17 protein-coding genes and 1 riboswitch are annotated in these 23,143 nt (G+C 59.8%); of the genes, 4 read left to right on the top strand and 13 right to left on the bottom strand.

What is annotated here, in order from left to right:
* Nucleotides 1-39 precede the first annotated feature (39 nt).
* Complete coding sequence (gene polA / locus KVT38_RS24170) at nt 40-2,742, bottom strand: DNA polymerase I (RefSeq protein WP_217596309.1); 2,703 nt, start codon at nt 2,740-2,742, stop codon at nt 40-42.
* A 172-nt stretch (nt 2,743-2,914) separates the two neighbouring features.
* On the opposite strand from polA, the gene KVT38_RS24165 reads away from it, so the two are divergent.
* The 4 genes from KVT38_RS24165 (at nt 2,915) to map (ending at nt 8,012) form a co-directional block, all read left to right on the top strand.
* Nucleotides 2,915-4,057, top strand: coding sequence for an acyltransferase (locus KVT38_RS24165; RefSeq protein ID WP_217596308.1), 1,143 nt, complete (start codon nt 2,915-2,917; stop codon nt 4,055-4,057).
* Between the two features lie 189 nt (nt 4,058-4,246).
* Entirely contained in the window at nt 4,247-6,208 is a 1,962-nt protein-coding gene (locus tag KVT38_RS24160) for a stalk domain-containing protein (protein ID WP_217596307.1), read from the top strand.
* Nucleotides 6,209-6,673: 465 nt separating this feature from the next.
* On the top strand, nt 6,674-7,258 hold the full coding sequence (locus tag KVT38_RS24155; protein WP_217596306.1) for a TetR/AcrR family transcriptional regulator: 585 nt from the start codon (nt 6,674-6,676) through the stop codon (nt 7,256-7,258).
* A 7-nt stretch (nt 7,259-7,265) separates the two neighbouring features.
* Entirely contained in the window at nt 7,266-8,012 is a 747-nt protein-coding gene (gene map, locus KVT38_RS24150; RefSeq protein WP_217596305.1) for a type I methionyl aminopeptidase, read from the top strand.
* A gap of 40 nt (nt 8,013-8,052) precedes the next feature.
* On the opposite strand, the gene phoU is transcribed toward map, so the two are convergent.
* From phoU to KVT38_RS34965, 12 genes are all read right to left on the bottom strand, one after another.
* Nucleotides 8,053-8,712, bottom strand: coding sequence for a phosphate signaling complex protein PhoU (gene phoU / locus KVT38_RS24145; RefSeq protein ID WP_217596304.1), 660 nt, complete (start codon nt 8,710-8,712; stop codon nt 8,053-8,055).
* 25 nt (nt 8,713-8,737) lie between these two features.
* Nucleotides 8,738-9,538, bottom strand: a complete 801-nt coding sequence (gene pstB / locus KVT38_RS24140) for a phosphate ABC transporter ATP-binding protein PstB (RefSeq protein WP_217596303.1) — start codon at nt 9,536-9,538, stop codon at nt 8,738-8,740.
* Between the two features lie 45 nt (nt 9,539-9,583).
* On the bottom strand, nt 9,584-10,429 hold the full coding sequence (gene pstB / locus KVT38_RS24135) for a phosphate ABC transporter ATP-binding protein PstB (RefSeq protein WP_483298186.1): 846 nt from the start codon (nt 10,427-10,429) through the stop codon (nt 9,584-9,586).
* A gap of 225 nt (nt 10,430-10,654) precedes the next feature.
* Nucleotides 10,655-11,542: a phosphate ABC transporter permease PstA gene (pstA, locus tag KVT38_RS24130; RefSeq protein ID WP_217596302.1), complete on the bottom strand. Its 888-nt coding sequence runs from the start codon at nt 11,540-11,542 to the stop codon at nt 10,655-10,657.
* Nucleotides 11,539-12,477, bottom strand: coding sequence for a phosphate ABC transporter permease subunit PstC (gene pstC, locus KVT38_RS24125; protein ID WP_217596301.1), 939 nt, complete (start codon nt 12,475-12,477; stop codon nt 11,539-11,541). The genes pstA and pstC overlap by 4 nt, the downstream gene beginning before the upstream one ends.
* Before the next feature lie 78 nt (nt 12,478-12,555).
* The gene (locus tag KVT38_RS24120; RefSeq protein ID WP_217596300.1) at nt 12,556-13,494 is read right to left on the bottom strand and encodes a phosphate ABC transporter substrate-binding protein; all 939 of its coding nucleotides are present in this window, start codon (nt 13,492-13,494) and stop codon (nt 12,556-12,558) included.
* Nucleotides 13,495-13,649: 155 nt separating this feature from the next.
* Complete coding sequence (locus KVT38_RS24115) at nt 13,650-14,882, bottom strand: methyl-accepting chemotaxis protein (RefSeq protein ID WP_217596299.1); 1,233 nt, start codon at nt 14,880-14,882, stop codon at nt 13,650-13,652.
* Between the two features lie 203 nt (nt 14,883-15,085).
* A complete protein-coding gene (queF, locus tag KVT38_RS24110) occupies nt 15,086-15,583 on the bottom strand; it encodes a preQ(1) synthase (protein ID WP_217596298.1) in 498 nt (165 codons plus the stop codon).
* A 13-nt stretch (nt 15,584-15,596) separates the two neighbouring features.
* Complete coding sequence (gene queE, locus KVT38_RS24105) at nt 15,597-16,301, bottom strand: 7-carboxy-7-deazaguanine synthase QueE (protein ID WP_254639516.1); 705 nt, start codon at nt 16,299-16,301, stop codon at nt 15,597-15,599.
* A gap of 46 nt (nt 16,302-16,347) precedes the next feature.
* Entirely contained in the window at nt 16,348-16,812 is a 465-nt protein-coding gene (gene queD, locus KVT38_RS24100; RefSeq protein WP_217596296.1) for a 6-carboxytetrahydropterin synthase QueD, read from the bottom strand.
* Nucleotides 16,812-17,477 (bottom strand): 7-cyano-7-deazaguanine synthase QueC, encoded by a 666-nt coding sequence (queC, locus tag KVT38_RS24095; protein ID WP_217596295.1) that lies wholly within the window; start codon nt 17,475-17,477, stop codon nt 16,812-16,814. The genes queD and queC overlap by 1 nt, the downstream gene beginning before the upstream one ends.
* Nucleotides 17,478-17,609: 132 nt before the next feature.
* A riboswitch (PreQ1 riboswitch) is annotated at nt 17,610-17,653 on the bottom strand.
* Between the two features lie 457 nt (nt 17,654-18,110).
* Nucleotides 18,111-23,048 (bottom strand): sugar-binding protein, encoded by a 4,938-nt coding sequence (locus tag KVT38_RS34965; protein ID WP_254639513.1) that lies wholly within the window; start codon nt 23,046-23,048, stop codon nt 18,111-18,113.
* Nucleotides 23,049-23,143 lie beyond the last annotated feature (95 nt).

The raw sequence follows: 23,143 nt of genomic DNA, 5'->3' as shown, positions 1-23,143 counted from the left end.
GACTGATCGATTCGTAAAAATCCGCACCCTATACCATTACTATTTCGCCTCGTACCAGTTGACGCCCGCGCTCACTTCCGCCTTCAGCGGCACGTCGAGCGGCAGCGCGGAGGCCATCACTTCCGGCACGAGCTTTTTCATCGTATCCAGCTCCTCCGGCGGCACCTCGAATACGAGTTCGTCATGCACCTGCAGCAGCATCCGGCTCTTCAGCCCTTTATCCTTCAGCGCCTCGGCCATGCGCACCATGGCCAGCTTGATGATGTCTGCAGCCGTACCCTGGATCGGCGTATTCATCGCCGTCCGCTCCGCGAACGAACGCAGGTTGAAGTTCGACGAACGGATGTCCGGCAGGTAGCGGCGCCGCTCGAGCAGCGTCTTGACGTAGCCGTCCTGCTTGGCCTGGACGACGATGTCGTCCATGTACCGGCGAACGCCCGGGAAAGCCGCAAAGTACTGCTCGATAAAGGACGCCGCTTCCTTCCGCGTAATGCCGAGGTTCTGGGACAGGCCATAGTCGCTGATGCCGTAGACGATGCCGAAGTTGACGGCTTTGGCGCTGCGCCGCATGTTGCCGTCCACCTGCTCGGCGCTGACGCCGAACACGTCCATCGCCGTTTTCGTATGAACGTCCATTTCCAGGCGGAACGCTTCCTTCAGCCCCTCGTCCCCGGAAATATGCGCCAGCACCCGCAGCTCGATCTGCGAGTAGTCCGCTGCCAGAATGAGCCAGTCCGGCTCGGAAGGCACGAACGCCTTGCGAATCTGGCGTCCCTCCTCCATGCGGATCGGGATGTTCTGCAGGTTCGGATATTGGCTGCTCAGCCGTCCCGTCGCCGCGATCGTCTGACGATAGTACGTGTGAATCTTGCGGTCCTCCGGCCGAATTTCCTTCAGCAAGCCTTCGATATAAGTTGACTGCAGCTTGGACAGCTGGCGATAGTGAAGAATAAGCCGCACGATCTCATGATACGGCTCCAGCTTCTCCAGCACTTCCGCGTCCGTCGAGTAGCCGGTTTTTGTCTTTTTGACGACGGGCAGGCCGAGCTTGTCGAACAGCACCTCGCCCAGCTGCTTGGTCGAGCCGATATTGAATTCGAAGCCTGCGATCCGGTAGATCTCGCTCACGATCTGGCCGATGCGCATCTGAAAATCTTTGCCCAGCTCTTCGAGCGCCTCGGCCTGCACGACGATCCCCTGCTTTTCCATATCGGCGAGGATGATCGCAAGCGGCTGCTCAAGCTCGTAGAACAGCGGCTTCATGCCCGCTTCTTCAAGCTCGGCCGCCTGACGGGAGGCGAGCCGCCGGACCGCGTCCGCCTTGGCCGCCAGATGCGCGACCAGCGCCTCGGACTCCGGCACGCGGAACTTCGCGCCCTTGCCGTAGGCCGCCTCGTCCGATGCGATGCCCGGCAGGCCCGCCTTCGCGAGCAGTCCGGCGAGCGACGGATCCGCGTCCGTCGGGTCGAGCAGGTACGCCGCGAGCGAGCAGCAGAACGCCTGGCCGCGCAGCTCGAGGCCGTGGCGCGCCAGCACGAGCTCCGCGCGGTGCAGGTCGTAGCCGGTCTTGGGCGCACCTGCATCGGCGAGCCAATCTCTCAGCGGCGCGGCTTCGGGCGCCGCGAGCAGCGCCTCGAACGGCAGCGCGTACACCCGCTCGCCGGCCGCGATCGCGATGCCGATGCCTTCGCTCTGGTGCGGGTTGTCGCCGCTCGCATCGAGGATGAAGCTGTCGGCGTGCGGCAGCGCGTCCGCGAGCGCGGACCAGTCCGCGGCTTCTTGCACGCGCACGGTCTCGTAGGCGGCTGCGGCTGCGGCGACGGACGCCGCGTCCGCTTCGCCTTCGCTCAGCGCCAGCCGCTCGATGAGCGACTTGAACTCGAGCTTGCGCAGCGCCGCGAGCAGAGCCGGATGCTCCGCGCCTTCCCAGGCGAGCTGCTCCCAGCTCCGTTCGACCGGAATTTCGCGATGGATCGTCGCCAGCTCCTTGCTCATTTTCGCCGATTCCATGTTGCCGCGCACGTTCTCGCCGAGCTTACCCTTGATCTCCCCGGCATGGGCCAGCACTTCCTCGACGCTGCCGTACTCCGCGAGCAGCTTGAGCGCGGTCTTCTCGCCGACGCCGGGTATGCCCGGAATATTGTCGGACGTATCGCCCATCAAGCCCTTCAGGTCGATGATTTGAAGCGGCGTCAGCCCATACTTCTCCCCGATCGCCTCGGGCGTATAGCGCTCCGTCTCGCTCACGCCCTTGCGCGTGAGCAGCACGCTCGTCCGCTCCGACGCGAGCTGCAGCATATCCTTGTCGCCCGAGACGACGACCGCCTCGATACCCGCTTGTTCGGCCTGCTTCGTGAGCGTGCCGATAATATCGTCCGCCTCGTAGCCGGGAATCTCGTATCTAAAAATCGAAAAGGCGTCCAGCAGCTCCTTCAACAGCGGGAACTGCTCGGAAAGCTCCGGCGGCGTCTTCTGCCGTCCGCCCTTGTACTCGGCGAAGCCCTCGTGGCGGAACACCGTCTTGCCCGCGTCGAACGCCACGATCAGATGCGTCGGGCGCTCCTCCTCAAGTACCTTGAGCAGCATCGTCGTGAACCCGAATACCGCGTTCGTATGCAAACCCGCGGCGTTCGTCAGCGGGGGCATCGCATAGAACGCCCGGAATACGATACTGTTGCCGTCGATCAAGAGCAGCTTGTCCCGCCCGCCTTCGCCTTGCCCGGTTCTCCATCTGTTTGCCATCGGTTTACGCACGCTCCATCCGTTCTTCTTCCATTAACCACAATCATACCATAAACGCCGGAGGCCGGGCGACGCCTTGCACCGATGCCGGATTAAGGAAAGTTTAAGCACCCGGCGCCCGCGGGCTGTGTTAAGATGGCTATGAAATTCAAACAGTAAGGAGAGTTCCGCGTTGACTGAGCCGAGGCGCTACATACCCGAGATCAACTTGTTGCGCGCGATGGCGATACTGGCCGTCGTCATGATCCACTCCACGAGCAATGCCCTAATTCAGCTGCAGACGTCTTCTTCCTTTTACGGCTTATACGTGTTCCTGCACGAGTTCGCCGTGTTTGCCGTGCCCGCCTTTATTTTTATTAGCGGCTTCGTGCTGACGTACAATTATGTAGGCAAGCCTTTGAACGGCGGCACCCTCTCCACCTTTTACCGGAAGCGCATCTGGAACGCCGTGCTGCCGTACGTGATTTTCAGCCTTTTCTATATCCTGCTCAAGACCAAGTTCTCTCCGCCCGCCGATTCGGCGACCAAATTCCTGGGGCAGGTGCTCAACGGACAGGCTTACGGCCACTTGTACTTTATGTTTGTCATTATCCAGTACTATATCTTGTTCCCCGTCCTGCTGCTCGCGCTTCGGAGCGGCTGGGTTCGCCGCCACATCTGGTGGATCGGCATCGTGCTTCAATTCGCTTACTTCTACCTGAATCGGGAGTACATCGTCCATCAGACCGGGTGGCCGAACGTGCTTCACCGGACCGGCAGCCTGTTCATTTCTTACTTCGGCGTGTTCACCGTCGCGATGTGGCTCGCCATCCATTATGATCGGATTTTGGCCTGGTTTGCCGACCGTCCCGCCGTTCGGCGGCTATCCGTGCTGCTGACATATGCGCTGTGGCTGCTGTCCGGCGTCTGGTACGTGTATTTGCGATATCAAGGCATGGTAAATAAGGACTGGGCCGACGGTCAGGTTTTTGCCTATTCGCAGTTCGTCTTCAATCTTGCGTCCGCAATCTCGCTGTTCCTGCTCTCGAATGCGCTATTGCGCAGACCGAAGGCGGTTTGGACCCGCATGCTCGGCAATATCGGCATCTGCTCGTTCGGCATTTATCTCATTCACCCCGCCGTGCTGTATTATTATCGCGACATCCCGGTACCGGGCGGCAGCCTGCCGTTCCACATTTATTACGCCTGCGAGTTCCTGTCCGCCTTACTCGTCGCCTGGGGGATCACTTGGGCGATTCAACGCAATTTCCGGTGGTCCTGGATTTTGTTCGGCACCTCCTCCGCGCCTAAAAAGAAGGCAACGGCTTCCCGTTAGAACGGGTTTAATCCCCCTAATCTCCAGCCTTTTTCGACGCTCAAAAAGCAGGCCGTCCATCCGGGCGGCCTTTTGTTCGCCTTTTCTTCACGATTTCTTCGCAACTTTTGATTGCGGCTTTCGTCTAGAATAGAGTCGAATGCAACCGTAATCGTCGGATTTTATGAAGTAAAAGGAGACTTTGGCACTATGAACTGGAAGCTGGAAAGACAACGCATGATCAAGTGGCTCACCGCAGCCGCACTCCTCGTCACGCTGCTCGCGCCGACGGCCTCGCACATCGCTACGGCGGCGGGACCCGGCGACAACGTGCTTACGCTCACCCTGAATAAGGCGCAAGTATCGGTCAACGGCACGACTTACGCCTCACCGCAGCCTGCGCTGATCGTCAAAGGCGTCACCTATGCGCCTGTATCCATGTTGGCAGCCCGATTCGGCTATAAGATTACGTATAACGCCGCGTCCAAGTCGTATACGATCTCCTCTGACGGCAACGCAGTCGAATTCAAGACCGGCAGCACCGCCTTCTGGCTGAACGGCGCGAAGGTGGCCTCCTCCGGCAAGACCTATATTTACAAAGGCAGCCTGATGGTGCCGCTGCGCGACTGGGTCAAGGCGACCGGCTCCAAGCTGTCCGCCGCGCCCGGCACCGTGTCGCTCACCTGGAGCGTCGCGCCGACCGCGGACTTCAAGGTCGACCAGGACGTGATTTACGCGGGCGAGACGCAGGTCACTTACACCAGCCTCTCCAAAAATCCGAATAAGATCTGGTCCGAGAGCTGGGACGGCAATCTTAGCGTTTTCCCCGAGCCCGGTACATACGTGATCACCCGCAGCGTGCAGGATATGGCCGGCAACTGGCTTGATCCTTATGCCGTGACGATCACCGTGCTGCCGCCGAACCAGCCGCCGGTCGCGCAGTTTACGACCGACAAGGACACGTACATGATCGGCGAGCCGATCACGTACACGGACCAGTCGACCGACGACGAGAACGCGATCGTGTCCGCCGAGTGGTCGAACAACAAGCGCGGCTTTTTCGTATCGGGGCCGCAGACGATCTCGCTTCGCGTGACCGACAGGCACGGCAGCATCTCCGACTTTTCCAAGACGATCAACATCACGACGGACGTGATGTACACCGAGAAGGAATTCAATGAGCGCTTCACCCTCGTCGGAGACAAATATCCGGTCGTCGGATCGGACATTCTCAAAATACCTACCGTGCCTTATACGTTCTATAATACGAACCGCGCGCTTATCGCCTCCGACAGCCCCGAGGATCTGACGGGACCGGGCGTTCTGTATCGCGATACGCTGTCGGGCGACCTCCGCCTGTTCCTGTATCATCAGAATCTCGGTACCGAGCCGCTCAAGCTCTACCTCGCCGCCACCAACGAGAGCACGACCGAATCGGCGGCGCTCGATCTGGGCGCATGGGGCAGCGCTGGTCCTGAGACGTTCGGCGCTTATACGGGCAAGATGGCGGCGATCCGCTACCTCGACGCTCGCGACACGCAGTCGACGACGACCACCTGGCTGGCGCCGGGTGCGACAAGGCTGATCGTGCCGGAGCTGAATCAGAAGGCGCTGTCCAAAGGCCAAACGTTCTCCGCCTACGCGGATCTTAGCACGTCCACGAACGTCAAGTTCACGCTGTTCGCCGTGAAGAGCGGCGACGATCCGCTAACGACGCTGCCGACGCTCGGCGTCATGAAGCGCGACGGCAAGCATATTCGCGGCACATTCCAAGGCGCCGACCGCGAGATCGTCATCAACGACACGCTTGGCGATACGCCGAAGCGCATCGTGTTCGGCGACCACAGCATCGATCCGGCGCTTGACGGCATCGACCAGCTGAACGGCCAGCCCGAGAACAACTGGGGCAACTTCGGTGTCGTCTACCATATGACGGTGCAGGTCAAGGCAAACACCCTCATCTCGCTTAACGCGCGGGGCGGCATCTACACCGGCGCCTTCCTCGTCAACGGCGTAAAGGTGCCCGTCACCAACACGAGCATTCTGGAAAATCCGAACGTCGCAACGCCGGTCTACCGCACCGGCCAGTACAACGAGACGGTCGAGATCTCCTACCTGACGGCGCTCGGCTCCAATCTGCCAATCACGCTCATGTTTCTTCCGATGAAATAAAGCAAGTAAAAACGGTTTCGCCGTCCTTAAAGATGGCGAAGCCGTTTTTATTTCGAGACGATTCAGAAATGTATCGGTAGAACTTATGCTTTTCCGAACCGTATAGAGAAGCCCCTGCGGCCTTTGGTTTTCATAAAGTATAGCAAGCGGACCGAGAGGCCCTTATTTTTGTTCAAATCGCTTCGGCGGCCCGCATGCGGACCCAGGCGCCGCTATCGCGGAATTTCCGGCCATTTTAAGCTTTGATACGGGTGTATAACGTCCCTCCAGTCCGAATCGATTGCCATTTGGACCGGTTTTAAAGATATAAGGTCTCCGGTGTCCGGCATCCCTGCCTGCAGGGACATCCAAACCTTCGCTTGGCCTTCGCCTGTTCTTCGCCTGCTCATTTGCATATTGACGCGCCGCATGCTACTATTTTAAATCGACATATATGCAGGTCTATAACAGGAGGTTCAATCGCCGATGTGCCCCCGAACCAAAGAACAAAATGAGCTTCTACGCCTGCAGCGCAGAGAACAGATTCTGGACGCGGCCGCGCGCGCTTACTTCCGCACGGGCGGGAGCTTCGATATTCGCGACGTCGCCCGCGAAGCCGAGCTTGGATACGGCACGGTGTATCATTATTATCCCAACCGGCATCTGTTGATCGAAGACGTGCTGAGCAGCGGCTTCGATCGATGCGAGCAAGCGATGGAGGAATGGGCGCACAGTCGCGGCGACAGCTCTAACGACAAGCAGCTATCGACGTATTGCAGGACGCTGCTCGGGATGTGGCAGTCGGACCCCCGGGCCTATCTCGTCTACAAGATGGCGTCCGAGCATTATGCGGGCTTGCCCGAGAAGGACCGTCACGTCAGCAAGCGACGTTTCATGGAACGTCTGTATACGCCGCTCCAATCGATCGCCCGCCGCGAGGACGACAGCGTCGACCATATGCTTGCCGTGCTCGTCGGTTGCTGCGGGTTGCGCTACTATGCAGGCACGTCCGACCTGGACGTCGATCGAATCGTCCGGCTCGCCATACAAGCTATTACGAAGGAGTCCTGATACGAACATGATCATCTTAAAAAGCAAGCATGAAATCGAAGCCATCCGCAAGGCATGCCAGGTCGTCGCCGAATGCCATCGTACCGTCGCGCCGCTGATCCAACCGGGTATTACCACCAACGAGATTGATCGCATATTCGAGGAGATCATGTTGAAGCACGGCGCAAAGCCATACCAGATAGGCTATAAGGGCTATCCCTATGCAACCTGTGCCTCCGTTAACGACGTGATCGCCCATGGCTTCCCAAGCGACATGCCGCTTAAAGAAGGCGATATCGTGACGATCGACACGGTCGCGGAGCTGGACGGCTGGCTCGGCGATTCGGCCTGGAGCTATGCGGTCGGGCATATCTCGCCGACGGCCGACAAGCTGATGCGCGTCACGAAGGAATGCCTGGACCTCGGCATCTCTCGGGCGCAGCCCGGCCATCGGCTGGGCGACGTGACGAGCGCCATCCAGCGGCATGCCGAGTCGAACGGCTTCGGCGTCGTGCGCGATCTGCTCGCGCACGGTATCGGACGGGACCTGCACGAGGATCCGAATTATGCGCATGTCGGCCAACCTGGCAGAGGACCTCGCATCAAGGAAGGCATGGTTTTCACGATCGAGCCGATGATTACCGAGGGGACCTACGAGATGACCATCGATGCGGACGGCTGGACCGCGCGGACGCGGGACCGCAAGCTCGCCGCCCAGTACGAGCACACGATCGCCATCACAGCTGAAGGCCCGCAGATTCTAACCGCGCAATAGAAAAAGAAGTCGACCAATGAGCCGGTCGACTTCTTTACGCTTACTGGTTCAGATCGGGGCGCGTGCCGACGACAAGGAACACGACGTTCTCGCCGATATTCGTCGCGTGGTCCGCGATCCGCTCGATGTAGCGGCCGACGAAGCACAGGTTCATCGCCTGACCGACGTTCTTCTGATTTTCGCCGGCCATCTCGAACAGTTCGCGAAGGATCTGCGAGTACAAGGCGTCGATCATGTCGTCGTCCTTGGCCATCTTGTACGCCAGGTCGACGTTCTCGTCGATGTAAGAGCGGATCGACTCGCCGATCATGCCTTGCGCCAGCGTCGCCATGCGCGGCAGGTCGACGAGCGGCTTGATGAGCGACTGGCCTTCCAGCCGGATCGCGACTTTGGCGATATCGACGGACAGGTCGCCCATCCGCTCGAGGTCCGAGGATATTTTGAGCGCCACGAGGATGCGGCGCAGATCCTTCGCCACGGGCTGCTGCGTCGCGATCAGCTTGGACCCCAGATCGGCGATGCGCTCCTCGAGCCGGTTCAGCTCGGGATCGGCTTTAACGATCCGCTGCGCGAGCGGACCGTTCAAGCCCTCCAGCGCCTGCATCGCGTCGCCGAGCGCCTTCTCCACCCGGTCCCCCATTTCCACCAGCATGTTCTGCAATTGCACGAGCCCGATATCGAATTCCCTTCTTGCCGTCATTGGCCGTTTGCCCCTTCCAAGTCGTTTAACCGAATCTGCCGGAGATGTAGTCCTCCGTCCTTTGATCGCGCGGCGCCCGGAACAGCTGCTCCGTCTCCGCCGACTCCACTACTTCTCCGTTCAGGAAAAACACCGTCCGGTCCGAAATTCTGGCTGCCTGGTGCATGTTATGCGTGACCATGACGATCGTATAACTTTTTTTCAGGTCGCGCGTGAGCTCCTCGATCTTCGTCGTGGAGATCGGATCGAGCGCCGAAGTCGACTCGTCCATCAGCAGGATGTCCGGCTCGATGGCAAGCGCGCGTGCGATGCACAGACGCTGCTGCTGGCCGCCCGAGAGGCCCAATGCGGACTTTTTCAGGACGTCCTTGACTTCGTTCCACAGCGACGCCGAACGCAGGCTCTTCTCCACGATGGTGTCCAGCTCGGACTTCTTGGTCACGCCGTGCAGGCGCGGGCCGTAGGCCACGTTGTCGTAAATCGTCTTCGGAAAAGGATTCGGCTGCTGGAACACCATGCCGACCCGCTTCCGAAGAAACTCGACCTCGGTCTGCCCGTCGTAAATGTTGCGGTCCTGAATGACCACTTCGCCTTCAATGTGCACGCCCGGGATCGTATCGTTCATCCGGTTGAGCGTCCGCAGCAGCGTAGACTTGCCGCAGCCCGAAGGGCCGATGAACGCCGTGATGCTCTTTTCGGGAATGGACAGATCCACGTCTTTAAGCGCATGGAACTTCCCGTAGTACAACTGCAGCCGTTTGGTCTCGATGATCACTGTGCGCTCCTCCTCCTCGTTGGGCCGGGCTCCGGCGGTCCGTCGCCTCATCCTGCGGATGGCCCGCGCTCGGTCATGCCAGCGCTGCTCGCGCGTTCAGCCGAAACGCCCCGAGATATAGTCGTCCGTCGATTTGCGTGACGGATTGGTGAAAATTTTGTTCGTCTCGTCATACTCGACCAGGTCGCCGAGGAAGAAAAACGCCGTCTTGTCGGATACGCGCGCGGCCTGGTGCATGTTATGAGTGACGATGACGATCGTATAGTCCCGCTTCAGCTCGGCGGTCAGCTCTTCGACCTTGGCGGTCGATACCGGGTCAAGCGCGGAGGCCGGTTCGTCCATGAGCAGAATGTCGGGCTTGACCGCGATCGAGCGCGCGATGCACAGACGCTGCTGCTGGCCGCCGGACAGCGCGAGGCCCGACTGGTGCAGACGGTCCTTGACCTCGTCCCACAGCGCCGTCTTGCGCAGGCACTCCTCGACGAGCTCGTCGAGCGCGGCTTTGCTCTTCACGCCATGGTAACGCGGACCGAACGCCACGTTTTCGTAGATCGACTTGTGAAACGGGTTCGGACGCTGCCACACCATGCCGATCTTCTGGCGGAGCCGCACGACGTCCGTCTTCGGATCGCAGATGTTGTGGCCGCCGATCCAGATCTCTCCTTCGATCGAAGCGCCCGGGATCAGGTCGTTCATCCGGTTGAGCGACCGCAGAAACGTCGACTTGCCGCAGCCCGAGGGCCCGATAAGCGCGACGACCTGACGATCCGGGAAGGCCATGCTGACCTGCTTGATCGCCTGCTTCTCGCCGTAGAAGACGGACAGGTCCTTGGTGTAAAACGCGGGCGGCGGCGCGGCTTGCGTGCGGGCGGCTCCGCTTGGTTCAGGCTCGGACGGCGCCGGCTTCGGTATCTGCGCCGTCACCGCAGGCGCTTGCTTCAAGGCTGGCGCAGGCTGCGAAGGCGGCGCGGAAGGCGCAGGCGGCACTACGGTTCCTGTGCCTGCGTTCAGCGCGGCTGCGCTTGGCGAATCGGCCGGCGAGGTCGCGCTTGCCGGATTTTCGCCGGCGGACTGAACGGCCGTGCGCCTGGCATCCGTCTTTTCGGTCGCGATCAAAGTCACGATGAATTCCTCCTTTAAGTTCCAGTGATCCGGCCGATGCCGGTGTTAGCGTCCTGCCGTCAGCTTGCGGTACAGCACGCGGCCGAGCCAGCGGGCGCCGAGGTTAAATACGAGCACGGTAATGATGAGCACGGCCGAAGCGCCTGCCGCGATTTGCGCCGCGTCTGGCGCGAGCCCTTCGCTGTTGACCTTCCAGATGTGCACGGCGAGCGTCTCGGCGGGACGGAACGGATTGAGCGGCGACGTGTGGTGCAGCGGATTCCAATCGGTGAAGTCCAGGCGCGGCGAGCTCATGCCCGCCGTAAACAGCAGCGCGGCAGCTTCGCCGAATACGCGGCCGGCGGCGAGGATCGTGCCCGTGACGATGGCGGGCAGCGAGATCGGCAGCATGACCGTCGTGATCGTGCGCCAGCGGGACAGTCCGAGCGCGAGGCCCGCTTCCTTCTGCTCGCGCGGCACGGCGCGAAGCGCCTGCTCGGTGATGCGCACCATGAGCGGGAGGTTGAACACGGTCAGCGCGAGCGCGCCGGACATGAGCGACAGCCCGAGCCCGAAGCGGTTGACGATGACCAGGAGGCCGAACAGGCCGACGACGATCGACGGAAACGAGGACAGCACCTCGACGATCAGGCGGATGAACGCGGTCAGCCGGTTTTGCTTGGCGTACTCGCTCATATAGATGCCCGCGCCGAGGCCGAGCGGCACCGTGATGATCATCGTCAGCACGAGCAGGAACAGCGAGTTGAACAGCTGCGGTCCGATCCCGCCGCCCGCGCGGATCGATTCGGGCGGCGAAGTGAGGAAGTGCCAGCTGACATGGCCGAGGCCGCGGATAAGCAGGTAGCCGAGCAGCGCGGCAAGCAGCGCGATGATCAAAAAGCCGACGCCGACGATGACGCCGGTCATGATGCGGTCTACGGACTTGGTCTTCATGCGTGCTTCACTCTCCTCTCCAGCAGCCTGACGACGAATACAAACAGGAACGTCATGATGAGCAAAATGAGAGCGAGACTCCACAGCGCGTTGTTGTGCAGCGAGCCGCTCGTCGTATTGCCCATCGACAACGTGATGATGCTGGTCAGCGTCGCTGCCGATTGCGTCAGCGAGTGCGGAATGTGCGGCGCGTTGCCGATGACCATCTGCACGGCCAGCGCTTCGCCGAACGCGCGCGCGATGCCCAGCACGACGCCGGTCATGAGCGACGGCAGCGTCGTCGGAATGACGAGCCGCGAGATCGTCTGCCAGCGCGTGGCGCCGAGCGCGTAGGAGCCTTCCTTCAGGCCGGCGGGCAGACTGCGCAGCGCGTCCGTGGCGACGGTCGTGATCGTCGGAAGAATCATGACGGACAGCACGATCCCGCCCGCCAGGATGCCGACGCCCTGTCCGGGGAAGACGTCGCGAAGGAAGGGTACGACGACGCTGAGGCCGACGAAGCCGTAGACGACCGAGGGCACGCCCGCGAGCAGCTCGATCGCGGGCTGCAAAATATTTTTGCCGACCTTGGGCATCATCTCGGTCATGAAGATCGCGGCACAGATGCCGAGCGGCGCTGCGATGATGGCGGCGAGCAGTGAAGTCGCGAATGAGCCGAACAGAAACGGCAGTGCGCCGAAGCGAGGCGTGTCCGCTTCCGGCGACCACTTCAGGCCGCCGAGCATCTCACCGACGCTAACGCCCTGGCTTACGAACGGCGTCAAGCCTCTCGAAGCGATAAAGTAGACGATCGAAAATATGATGACGATCAGCAGCAGCACGCAAAACATCACGTATCCTCTGCCGCGGAGTTCCTCCAGCTTGTGCTTCGGAAATTTGCCGCGTCCGTCCTTCGCGACGGCATCCGCCGCCGGGCGGGTTTGGGTCAAATTCATGCGAGCCTCTCCTTAACGTGGCAAGAGAGGCGCCCGTTACCAGGTCCGCCTCTGCCGGCTATTCTCATGCTTTATTTATTATTTGTTGCTTACTTTGCCTTCCACGTCGCGCGTAACCTTCATGTCGCTAACCGGGATGTAGCCCAGATCCTTCACGTCGGTGTTCTGGATTTCATCGCTCAGCATGTAGTCGAGGAATGCCTTGACCGCGCCTTCAGGCTGGCCCTTCGTGTACATGTGCTCGTATGCCCAAACCGGATAGGTGCCGGAAGCTACGTTTTCGGCCGTCGGCTCTACGCCTTCGTACTTCAGCGCTTGAATCGTATCGTCGAGGTAGGAAAGCGCCAGATAGCCGATTGCGCCAGGCGTTTCGGAGACGAGCTTGCGAACCGTGCCGGATGCGTCTTCGGTGATCGAGTCGGGCAGATCTTCCGACTTCGCGCCGAGGGCGAAGTTTTCGAACGTGGCGCGCGTGCCGGAGCTTGCAGGACGGTTGACGAGGACGATTTTTTGATCCTTGCCGCCTACGTCCTTCCAGTTCGTCACTTTACCGGTGAAGATGTCTACCAGCTGCGCCTTCGTCAGGTTGTCCACGCCTACGTCCTTGTTGGAGACGGCTGCGATCGATACGACCGCGACCTGGTGGTCGACGAGCTCCTTCGCTTTATCCGCGTCAGCGTCCTTCAGCTTCTCTTCGGCGAACACGTCGGAGTTGCCGATTTGTACGGTGCCTTCAGATACTTGGGACAGACCGGCGCCGCTGCCGCCGCCGTTGACGGTGATCGTGACGTCCTTGTTCAGATCCATGAACTTCTTGGACGCTTGGTCGACGAGCGGTTGAAGCGCGGTGGAGCCTGCTGCGCTGAAGGCGCCGCTTACGGCCGCGCTCGCCGGAGCGCTCGACGATGCGCCGGACGAAGCGCCTGCGTTTGCGTTATTGGCATTGTTGTTTTTTCCGCATGCGGCAAGGGAGATGCTAAGCGCGAGCGTCGTGAGGACAAGCAGAGATTTTTTCAAGGAATAGAGCCCCTTTCAAATTGTGTTTATATGTTTTGCTCTCAGGCACATCTCTGATTCTAGCGGCCAATCGTCAATCTTGTATTCGGGTATTGTTAACGCTATGTAAAAAAAGTCGTTCGTTAATAATTTCTTTCGTTATTATTTTTCTTTCATTAATATTTTTCCTCTGGCGAATCGTTCATCTGCGCCGCGAGCTTGGCCACCTGCGTCGAGATTTGTTCCGACATGGCCGATGCCTCGCGCGAAGCCGCTTCAAGATGCTCCGTCCCTTTGGCATTTTCGGAGCTGCGATTCCATAGCCGTCCGAACGTCTCCTCCGTCTTGCGCACCTGAAGCAATCCGCGATCCGCACCTTCCTTGCCTTCGCGGACGTGCGCCGCCGCCGCGGCCGCCGAAGCCGCCATTCCGCTCAGTTGCTCTCGGATTTGTCCGGCCTGCGACTTCGTCTCGTCGGCGAGCTGGCGCACTTCCTGCGCGACGACGGCGAAGCCCAGTCCGTGAGCGCCGGCCCGAGCCGCTTCGATCTGCGCGTTGATCGCGAGCAGATTGCACTGATCCGCCAGCTGCGCGATCACCTTGGCGATGCCGACCGTGTCCGACACGCGGGCGAGAAGCTCGTCCACCGACCTGGCCTGACGGTCGGCGGTCTCCGTCCACAAACGGAATAAGCCGAGCATCTCGGTCAAATCTTCCTTGCCGTGCTCCGCCAGCTCCGCGATCTCCACACTCCCCGCGCGGGACGTCGAAGCCTCGCCGGCCAGCCGATCGACCGCGCCCCGAATGTCGCGCAGCATTCGTTCGGCGCCGCGCACCGTCGCCATCTGCCGTCCGGCGAGCTCTCTCCGGAGCATCCTCGAGAGCTGCAGCAGGTCGCTCACTGTCAGCACACCGTTAAAAGCGCCGCCGCTCGTCATGATCACCGCGTCGTAGATTCGCTCTTCGTCGCGCGACATCGCGCGGTCGATCAGCTCCTGCGGCGACAGATCGGTCTCGGCGATCATTGCCTTGCCGTCCATCAGCTTCGATACGGGCTTGTGCGCGAACAGCGGCATGCCGTACAGCGAGCCGATCAGCTTAAAAAAGCGATGCCGCATGACGAGGCCGGCAGGCTCACCGGCCGAATGCACGACGACGACACACTCGAGCTCCTGGCGCCTGCGGAACAGCTCGGCAATCTCGCCGCACGTCTGCTCCGGCGATACCTGCGGGCAGGACCGGATCCAATCCGCCAGCGCAACCGACGGGTAATGCTTGGCGAGCTCCGCCGGCTCGCTCTCGCGGGATGCGCTCGCAGCTTCCGGCTTCGCGATCCGCTTCTCCGTTTCCAAGCGGGGCGCCTCTGCGGCCACCCGGGATTTCGTCTTTTCCAATAGAAGCAAACTCATGCTCCCAACCCCTTCTCCGCTGTTCTTGACCCGCTCAGTTTATCAGCGGCTTGTCAACCCGGCGTTAATGGAGACGCGGCGAAGTGTAAATTATGCTATTTTTAACGAAAAGGCGCGAAAAACAAAAAAAGCCGGCTCGCGTCGTCTCTTTTCGGACGATCGAGCCAGCTCCTCGCGTATGTTATTGCCGTTTTACGTTCAACCTATCGATTGTCTACCTTCTCCGGGTACAGGTCGTGATTGAGCATTCTGTGCTCGGCCATCGCCTCGTATTTGGTGCCCGGCCTTCCCCAGTTGCAATACGGATCGATGGAGATGCCGCCGCGCGGCGTGAACTTGCCCCATACTTCGATGTACCGCGGCGCCATCAGTTCGATCAGGTCGTTCATGATGATATTCATGCAGTCCTCGTGAAAGTCGCCATGGTTGCGGAAGCTGAACAAGTACAGCTTAAGCGACTTGCTCTCCACCATCTTGACGTCCGGAATATAGGAAATATAAATCGTTGCGAAATCCGGCTGCCCTGTCATCGGGCACAGACTCGTGAACTCGGGGCAATTAAACTTGACGAAGTAATCTCTGCCCGGATGCTTATTGTCGAACGCTTCGAGCACCTCAGGCGCGTACGTGCCCGGGTATTGCGTGCCTTGATTGCCGAGCAGCGATACGCCCGCCAGCTCTTCCTTGCTTCTTCCCGCCATGTTCATCTTCTCCTTAAACGCCTTTTTTGTTCCCCCAGATCCAGGTGTGCAGCTGGGGCAGCACATGCACGTCTCGCAGCCCGGCATCGGCGACGACCCGGTCGACCAGCCATTCGTAGCGCTCCAGCAAATACGGCAGCAGCCGCGCCCGATCCTGCTCGCCAAGACGATCGTTGCCCGCCTGCAAATAAAACGGAATGTCCGGAAAGCGGCGATGAACGTCGGAGGCGTAAGTCAGGTCGGCCTCGTCAAAAATGACGACCTTCAGGCTGAAATGGCGGCCGCCCTGCGCAAGACGCAGGGCGATTCGCTCAAGCGCCGCCCAATCGGTCGTCATACCGGAGCTCGGCGGCTTGGGCGATATCGTCAGCTCGTCGATCTCCAAAAACCAGTCCTGCCATTTGCTGCCTTGCGTCTCCAACGCGACTGCCGCTCCGGCGGCGCGAAGCGCCGAGATCAGCGCGCCCAGCTGCGGCAGCAGCGCGGGATTGCCGCCCGACAACGTCACATGATCCGGCGCGGAGCCGTCGAGCGCGGTCAGCTCCCGTACAACGTCTTCCGGCGTCATCAGCCGGATTTCGTCTTTGCCGGTCCCATCCCAAGTAAACGCCGAATCGCACCAGCTGCACCGGTAATCGCAGCCCGCGGTGCGGACGAATCTCGTCTTTCTGCCGATGACCATGCCTTCGCCTTGCACCGTCGGACCGAATATTTCCATCACGGGAATTCGAGCCGTGCGGCTCGCCGGATCGTTCACAGCCTGCTTAAGCACGATCGTCACCCGCCGGTCGCTTGGACAACTTCGGCCATGGCCGATAGACGCAGTAGCTGGTCGGCGTCTCCCGCAGGAACACCTGCAGACAGACGGCATGGTTGGACTTCTCGTCCAGATAACGCTGCACAAGCTCGCAGATCGTTTTCGCCACGACCTCCGTCGTCGGAAAGCGATTCGGGTCTTCCGCGCTAAAGCTTTCCGCATCGTCGTTCAGCAGCGTATGGTCGAAGCGGGCATGAATAAGCGTCTTTATATCTGAGAAATTGACAAGAAACCCCGCTTCGTCCAGCCGATCTCCGGCCACGGTCACATTAACGAAGTACGTATGGCCGTGCACGCGGCTGCATTTGCCGGCGGATTCGGCGGGCACGAAGTGCGCCGCCGCGAACTGCAAATCCTTGTTCAGCTCGTAGCGGTAAGGATGCGGGGCGACCGGATAAATTTGCTGCAGCATCAGCGTACGTCCTCCCTTCCGGCTTCACGAAGGTACGTCGCCAGGCCGTTCGCTCGCAGCTTGCAGGCTGGACATTCGCCGCAGCCCGCGGCGGGAATGCCGTTGTAGCAGGTCAGCGTGCGGTCCCTGACGAATTCGAACGCGCCGAGTCTGTCGGCGAGCTCCCACGTCTGCGCTTTGTTCAGCCACATGAGCGGCGTATCGATGACGAACGGATAGTCCATCGCCAGATTCAGCGTCACGTTCAGCGATTTGATGAACACATCGCGGCAGTCGGGATAACCGCTGAAGTCCGTCTCGCAGACGCCGGTCACGATATGCTTGGCGCCGACCTGCTTGGCCAGCACGGCGGCAAAGCTGAGGAAGAGCAGGTTGCGTCCATCCACGAACGTCGTCGGAAGCGCGCCTTCGTCCTGCTTGATCTCGATATCGCCGCGTGTCAGCGCGTTCGGCGCGAGCTGCCCGAGCAGCGACATATCGAGCAGATGATGGCGCACGCCGAGCTCTTCCGCGATGGAGGCCGCGATCTCCGTCTCCAGCGCATGCCGCTGACCGTATTTAAAAGTAACTGTCTCTACTTCCGCAAAGTTTTCCTTCGCCCAGAACAGACAGGTCGTACTGTCTTGGCCGCCGCTGAAGACGACGACCGCTTTTTCCCTATTCATCTCTGCACGCTCCTCGCCAGGCATTGGGAGAGCGGTTGTTGAATTCCCGCAACCAAAGAAACGGCGCGAAGCGGGCCTATAGCCGCTTCGCGCCGAACGTCAAAAACGACAGCACCCTTTGCGGGCCGCCGCTTTTTCATAGTTTTTTATAGAGGGAGTTCGCGAACCTCTCCCGGCGCTGCCGACTGACCATGTCTTGAATGGACAGCCTCGCCCGGATTTATTCTTTAGTTATACGGTAGGTAATATACCATATCGGCCAAACTGCCGCCAGCAGCTTTTAAACGATCGATATTGTAATATATTGGTAAATACGAAAATAGACAGTACATTTTCTCTCTTCATCCCACTATCCCATCCGCTCAGCCCTGTTCATCGATCGGGCCCGTCATCCCACTATCCCATCGGTTCAGATCAGGCCGATTCCCGCAAACTGAACCGATGGGATAATGGAATGGCATAAAATAAAAATACCAATTGTGCCTGGAAGGTCCCCCTTTTCGACACCGACAACTGCGGCGTATAATTCGCCTATCCTTGAACAATCGGTCCGGCACGGACAGCCACCATCTCTCTGGCACATACCGGAACCGACGTCACAAACAAGCAGCAATGCTGACTCGCGTCTTATTCTTACGGTGCCGACAGCTTCAATTCCCCGAAGGCGGACGTATCCGTCCAGTTCGTGGACTCGCCGGCCCATACCGTCTGGCTCTGCCGGCCGTTGCCGTCGTCCTCGTCGTTGTTCGCCACGTCGAAGCCGATCAGCATCCCGGCGCTTGGCGTAATGCCGAGCGAACTCCACGGAATCGCCAGTTCCACGCTGTACCCGCCCGTCGTCGCGGCCCATGCGTGCTGCACGCCGCTCGTGAAGCTTCGCGACTCGAACAAAGCGCTATCGTTCCAGCCTTTGATAAATTGCCGGTCATAGCTGTCATAGACCGTGCCCTTGTTATGATCGCCGTCGATATAAATCTCGACGGAGTCGTCGGAATAGGGCTCCGCCGAGTTATTGTATAGATTGGCGTCCGCGACCGTGATCCCGACGTACAAGTAATTATCGTCCCATAAAACCCCGAACTGTGTACTGTTGTTGGAGGTTCCGCTCACGTTTTTGCTTACTTGTTTGGTGATGGCCCATGCCGTCTCGTCCAGCGAACCGTCGATCTGGATGGCGGCATTCGTCTTGGCGACGGAGAGCAGCGTGTAGGACGCATCCATCGTGACGCTGACCGTATTGCTCGCCGCCGATACGTTGTTTTCCGCGTCTTTCGCTTTCACATGAAACGTATAGCTGGCTTCCGGCGTTAACCCGGTGACCGTGTAGGTCGTCGAAGCGACCGATGCAACCAAATTGGCGCCGTTATAAACGTTGTAGCCGGTCACGCCGACATTGTCCGTCGAAGCCGTCCAGGACAAGGTGGCCGTCCGGTCGGTGTGCGAGGACGCTGTCAAATGCGCAGGCGCTGACGGCGGCTGCGTATCTCCGATCGAGACGGCGGACAGCTGCAGGCTTCCGAAGGCGGACGTATTCGTCCAGTTGTCGTTCGTGCCGGCCCACATCAGCTGGCTGTCACGTCCGTTACCGGTGTCCGAATCGTTGTTCGCCACGTCGAAACCGACGGTTAAGCCGGCGGTCGGCACAAGGCCGAGCGAGCTCCACGGTATCGCCAGTTCTACGCTATAGCCGCCCGTTATTGGAGCCCATCCATGCAACACGCCGTTTGGCATCGTTCTTTGCAGCCAGAGCGTGCTGTCGTTCCAGCCCTTTACATACTGCTGGTCGTAGCTGTCATACGTCGTACCCTTGTTGTTGTTGCTGTCGATATAAATCTCGATCGAGTCATCGTAGTAGGGCAGCGTAGAGGTATTGTACAAATTGCCGTCGATGACTTTGACGCCCACGTACAAATAATTGTTGTCCCACAAGGTACTGAATTGGGCCGTATTGTTCGGCGTGCCGACAATCGCTTTCTTGACTTGCTTGAACCCGGACGCTGACCAGGCCGCTTCATCAAGCGATCCGTTCACGGCGACGGCGGCGATCGTCTTCTTCGCCTGATTCAGATACGGATCGGTCGTGACACTGAGCGCGGCGCTCGCTGCGGACACGTTGCCTGCGGCATCCTTGGCCTTGACGCTAAACGTATAGACGGTATTCGCCGTGAGTCCGGTCGCGGAATACGCATTGGATGCGGCGGTTCCGATCAAAGTCGAACCTTGATACACCTCATACTGGGTGACGCCGATATTATCCGTGGACGCATCCCACGCCAGGTCTGCCGTCGTCTCGCTTTTTGACGCCAAGCGCAAATTGCCGGGCGCCGTCGGCGGCGCAAAATCGCGGTCGTGAACGACTTTCACGTCATCGAATTCCACGCTAGTTTTGAAGGCGTACAGACCGATTTTACCGGAAGTGAGGCTCGTATCCGTAACCGACAATTCCTTGAATCCGTTCACGTACAAATCGAGCGTGCTGTTGTTCAATACCGCCGTGAACGAGTACACGACGTTCGTCGTCATGATGTAATTTTTCGCGGTCAGGATCGTGATGGCCCCGTTCACCGATTTCCCGATCTGCAGCTTGCCCGCCTTGACCCGGAAGTAGTAAAAGTTGCCCGGATCCTGATAGCGAGCCGTAATCCCTGCGGCCAGATCGCTGTCGTTCTGCGTAAGTTTAATATTCGTTTCCACGCTGTAATTGGTATACGTGCTTGCATCGACCGTACTGAACGAATCGACCGTCGGCCAGGAGGATTGCCTGTAAACCTTGGATCCGCCCGACGTTACGACGGACCAGGTCCCGTTCACGGAGGTCCAGCCGTCCGCTGCCCCATCCTGAAAATCGTCGCTGAAGGAAAGCGTGCCCGGTCCTGCCGCGGTCGTCGCAGCAAGCGTATTGCTGGCTGCAGATGTGCTGCCTGCGGCGTCGAACGAACGAACCGTAACCGAATACGTCCGATCGGGCAGCAAGTTCGTGAGCGTATACGTCGTCCCCGAGGTAGCGGCCACCTGCTTGGAACCGACGTAAAGGTTGTAGCCGACGACGCCGGACAGATTGGACGGCGGACTCCAGCTCAGGCTGAGACTCGTGAGCGTTGCCGATGTCTTCGTCAGATTCGTCGGCGTTGCCGGCGGCGATGCCGTCGTCACGCTCAGCGCATTGCTCGCGGTCGAGAGATTGCCCGCGCCGTCTTTGGCCCGCACCGTAAACGAATATGTCGTGTTAGGCGTTAAGCCGCTTACGGTATAGCTGGTGCTCGAAGGCGTCGTGGTGGCTCCGACGTACGTGCCTCCGTTGTAAATGTTGTATCCGGCCACGCCGGTGTTGTCGGTCGAAGCTGTCCAGGACAGGCTAACGGTCGCCGACGTATGCGAAGGAGACGTCAGGTTCGCAGGCGTAGTCGGCGGCTCCGTATCGGTCCCTTCGCTCATCAGGGTGTCGCCGTAATAAACGCCGTTGCCGTTCGTTCCGATATAAACGCGCCCCCAGGTCTGGCGGTCTCCTTCCATCGTATTGGCTTCATCGCCGATCGCCGGGTCGAGTACGTCGATCTTCACCCAGGTGGCGCCGAAGTCGTCGGAGCGGAAAATGCCGACGGTATTGTCCACCTTGCCGTAGACGAAGACGGTAGGATCCGGAGAGCCGAGCTTGTTTTTCCCGAATGCGAACAGCGTCGCCTGCTGCACGTTCGGCAGCTGCGTCCACGTATCGCCGGCATTGCTGGAGCGCCAGAGACCTCCGCCATCCAGGCTGGCCCACAATTCGCCGGCCTTGCCCGGGGCTGCCTTGATGCTGAAATACGCGGGCGTCTTTGCCAGCGATACCGGTATTGTGGAAGCGAGCGACCAGGAGGCCCCTCCGTTCGTGCTGCGGAACAGCTTCCACGTCCCGCGTTCCAACAAATAGAACGTGTTGTTGTTGACCCGGTCCGACGCCAGCGGCTGGTACCAGACCCAGAAATCGTGTACGGTTCCGGATGGCGCGCCTGTTCCCGGCGTCCACGACAACCCCCGATCCGTTGAATATAACGGACTGCCGAATTGGGGTACCCATACCATCGTCTCGCTGCCGGCCGATACGGCGATGCGGCCCGCGATGCCCGGCGGATTCGGGAACGCCGTCCAAGTAACCCCGTTGTTGGTGCTGTAGCCGCCGCCTCCGGAGCTGGCATAACGCGTGGAGCCTACCCGGGCGATAAAGTTCGGATTGCTCTCTTGAAAGTCGATGGAAGTCGTATCGCCCATCGACGGTCCGCCGAATTTGGTGCTTGGATACGCCGCAAGCGACGTATGGCGCAGGCCGTCGACATCCGCGTGCCCGCTCAGCAGCGGCGCGCCGATCGGCGTGCTGCGCAGCGTAAACGTCACCACTTCCTCGTGGCCCTCTTCGTACGTATACCAGTGGGACGGACTTGCCGTTATATCGTCCGTACGCCAGGTGCCGTAAAAGTCGGTCAGCCACACCCGCTTCGGGTCATGGGGATCGATAGTCAAAGTAGACGTATTGGCGGCGAACCAGTTGCTCGTCCACCAGGGAACGTTCTGATGCTTGACGAAGGTGACCTGCGTCCAGTTCGTGCCGCCGTTCGTCGACCGGTAGATCGGCGCCGGCGTGTTCTGGCCATCCTCGATCGCCGTCATCACGATATTCGGGTTGGTCGGATCTACCGTAATGCCGTTGTATCTCCCTGAAGACGGCGGCGTGATATCCGTCCATACGCCGCCAACATACTTGGCGACGCCCGACTCGTAAGTTACGTACAGGGTGCCTCTGCCGGCAAGAACGGCCCGACGAGGCGTCAACGGGCTTCCGGCCATCAGCGACCAAGACGTCCCCCCGTCCGTGCTTCGGTAGATACCGGTGCCTTTGACGCCGACATAGATCGTCTGCGTCGCATTGCCCGGAGACCCCGTGCTCTTGTCGAACAACACGAAGTTGAGTCCGGTCGGGTCGGCGCCATTGGTCGGAAAGCTCGTTACTTGCTGCCAGGAGCCGTTGCTCGCGCCGGACGTGCTCTTCCACAGCCCGTCGTACCGGGTTCCCATGTAAATAATTTGACCGTCGTTCGGATCTACGGCAAGCCGTTCGCCCAAATCCCGGCCCGACCCGTTGCCATAATGCCTAGGAGTGAAGCCGGTCGGCGTCCAGGTGGCTCCCCGGTCCGTCGACTTCAGAATATCGGCCGGCGCGCCGACATAGTTGTACTTGCCCGCCGCGATGTACACCACTTCCGGGTTCGACGGATCGAGCGCAATGCTGTCAACGCCGTAATAATTGTATTTCTCGCGTGGAACCGCATTCAAAAGCGGGATCCACTTTTGATTGACCGCGTCCCAGCGCAGGGCGCCGCCGACATCGGTGCGGATATAAACGAGATCCGGCTCGGTCGGGTGAATGGCGATTCCGGTGACGAAGCCACCCCCGCCGATGCGCACATTTTGCCAATTGTAAGCTTCCGGTTGAGCGGCATTGAGGGATTTAACATTTAACAGGAGCATACCGATCAGAAAAAGGAGCATTAAAACAACGCGCGATTGCCATCTTTTCGATAATTCCAAGCCGATCATCCCGATTCCCTCCCATAATGGATATCCACATGCCCGACTTACAGCATTTATCCCCCCTTTGCGATGTTTACGGAAGGCGGCAGCCTGCGCCGTCC

Origin of the sequence: Cohnella sp. GbtcB17, assembly GCF_019091135.1 — a bacterium.
Lineage (GTDB): Bacteria > Bacillota > Bacilli > Paenibacillales > Paenibacillaceae > Cohnella.
Note: the sequence above shows the minus strand (reverse complement) of the source record. Positions and strands in the feature narration are given on the sequence as shown.

What these genes read in the sequence shown, in the direction of transcription:
- polA (WP_217596309.1), bottom strand. Translation starts at nt 2,742, where the DNA reads ATGGCAAACAGATGGAGAACCGGGCAAGGCGAAGGCGGGCGGGACAAG.
- KVT38_RS24160 (WP_217596307.1), top strand. Translation starts at nt 4,247, where the DNA reads ATGAACTGGAAGCTGGAAAGACAACGCATGATCAAGTGGCTCACCGCA.
- KVT38_RS24155 (WP_217596306.1), top strand. Translation starts at nt 6,674, where the DNA reads ATGTGCCCCCGAACCAAAGAACAAAATGAGCTTCTACGCCTGCAGCGC.
- map (WP_217596305.1), top strand. Translation starts at nt 7,266, where the DNA reads ATGATCATCTTAAAAAGCAAGCATGAAATCGAAGCCATCCGCAAGGCA.
- phoU (WP_217596304.1), bottom strand. Translation starts at nt 8,712, where the DNA reads ATGACGGCAAGAAGGGAATTCGATATCGGGCTCGTGCAATTGCAGAAC.
- pstB (WP_217596303.1), bottom strand. Translation starts at nt 9,538, where the DNA reads ATGAGGCGACGGACCGCCGGAGCCCGGCCCAACGAGGAGGAGGAGCGC.
- pstA (WP_217596302.1), bottom strand. Translation starts at nt 11,542, where the DNA reads ATGAAGACCAAGTCCGTAGACCGCATCATGACCGGCGTCATCGTCGGC.
- pstC (WP_217596301.1), bottom strand. Translation starts at nt 12,477, where the DNA reads ATGAATTTGACCCAAACCCGCCCGGCGGCGGATGCCGTCGCGAAGGAC.
- KVT38_RS24115 (WP_217596299.1), bottom strand. Translation starts at nt 14,882, where the DNA reads ATGAGTTTGCTTCTATTGGAAAAGACGAAATCCCGGGTGGCCGCAGAG.
- queF (WP_217596298.1), bottom strand. Translation starts at nt 15,583, where the DNA reads ATGGCGGGAAGAAGCAAGGAAGAGCTGGCGGGCGTATCGCTGCTCGGC.
- queE (WP_254639516.1), bottom strand. Translation starts at nt 16,301, where the DNA reads ATGGAAATATTCGGTCCGACGGTGCAAGGCGAAGGCATGGTCATCGGC.
- queD (WP_217596296.1), bottom strand. Translation starts at nt 16,812, where the DNA reads ATGCTGCAGCAAATTTATCCGGTCGCCCCGCATCCTTACCGCTACGAG.
- queC (WP_217596295.1), bottom strand. Translation starts at nt 17,477, where the DNA reads ATGAATAGGGAAAAAGCGGTCGTCGTCTTCAGCGGCGGCCAAGACAGT.
- KVT38_RS34965 (WP_254639513.1), bottom strand. Translation starts at nt 23,048, where the DNA reads ATGATCGGCTTGGAATTATCGAAAAGATGGCAATCGCGCGTTGTTTTA.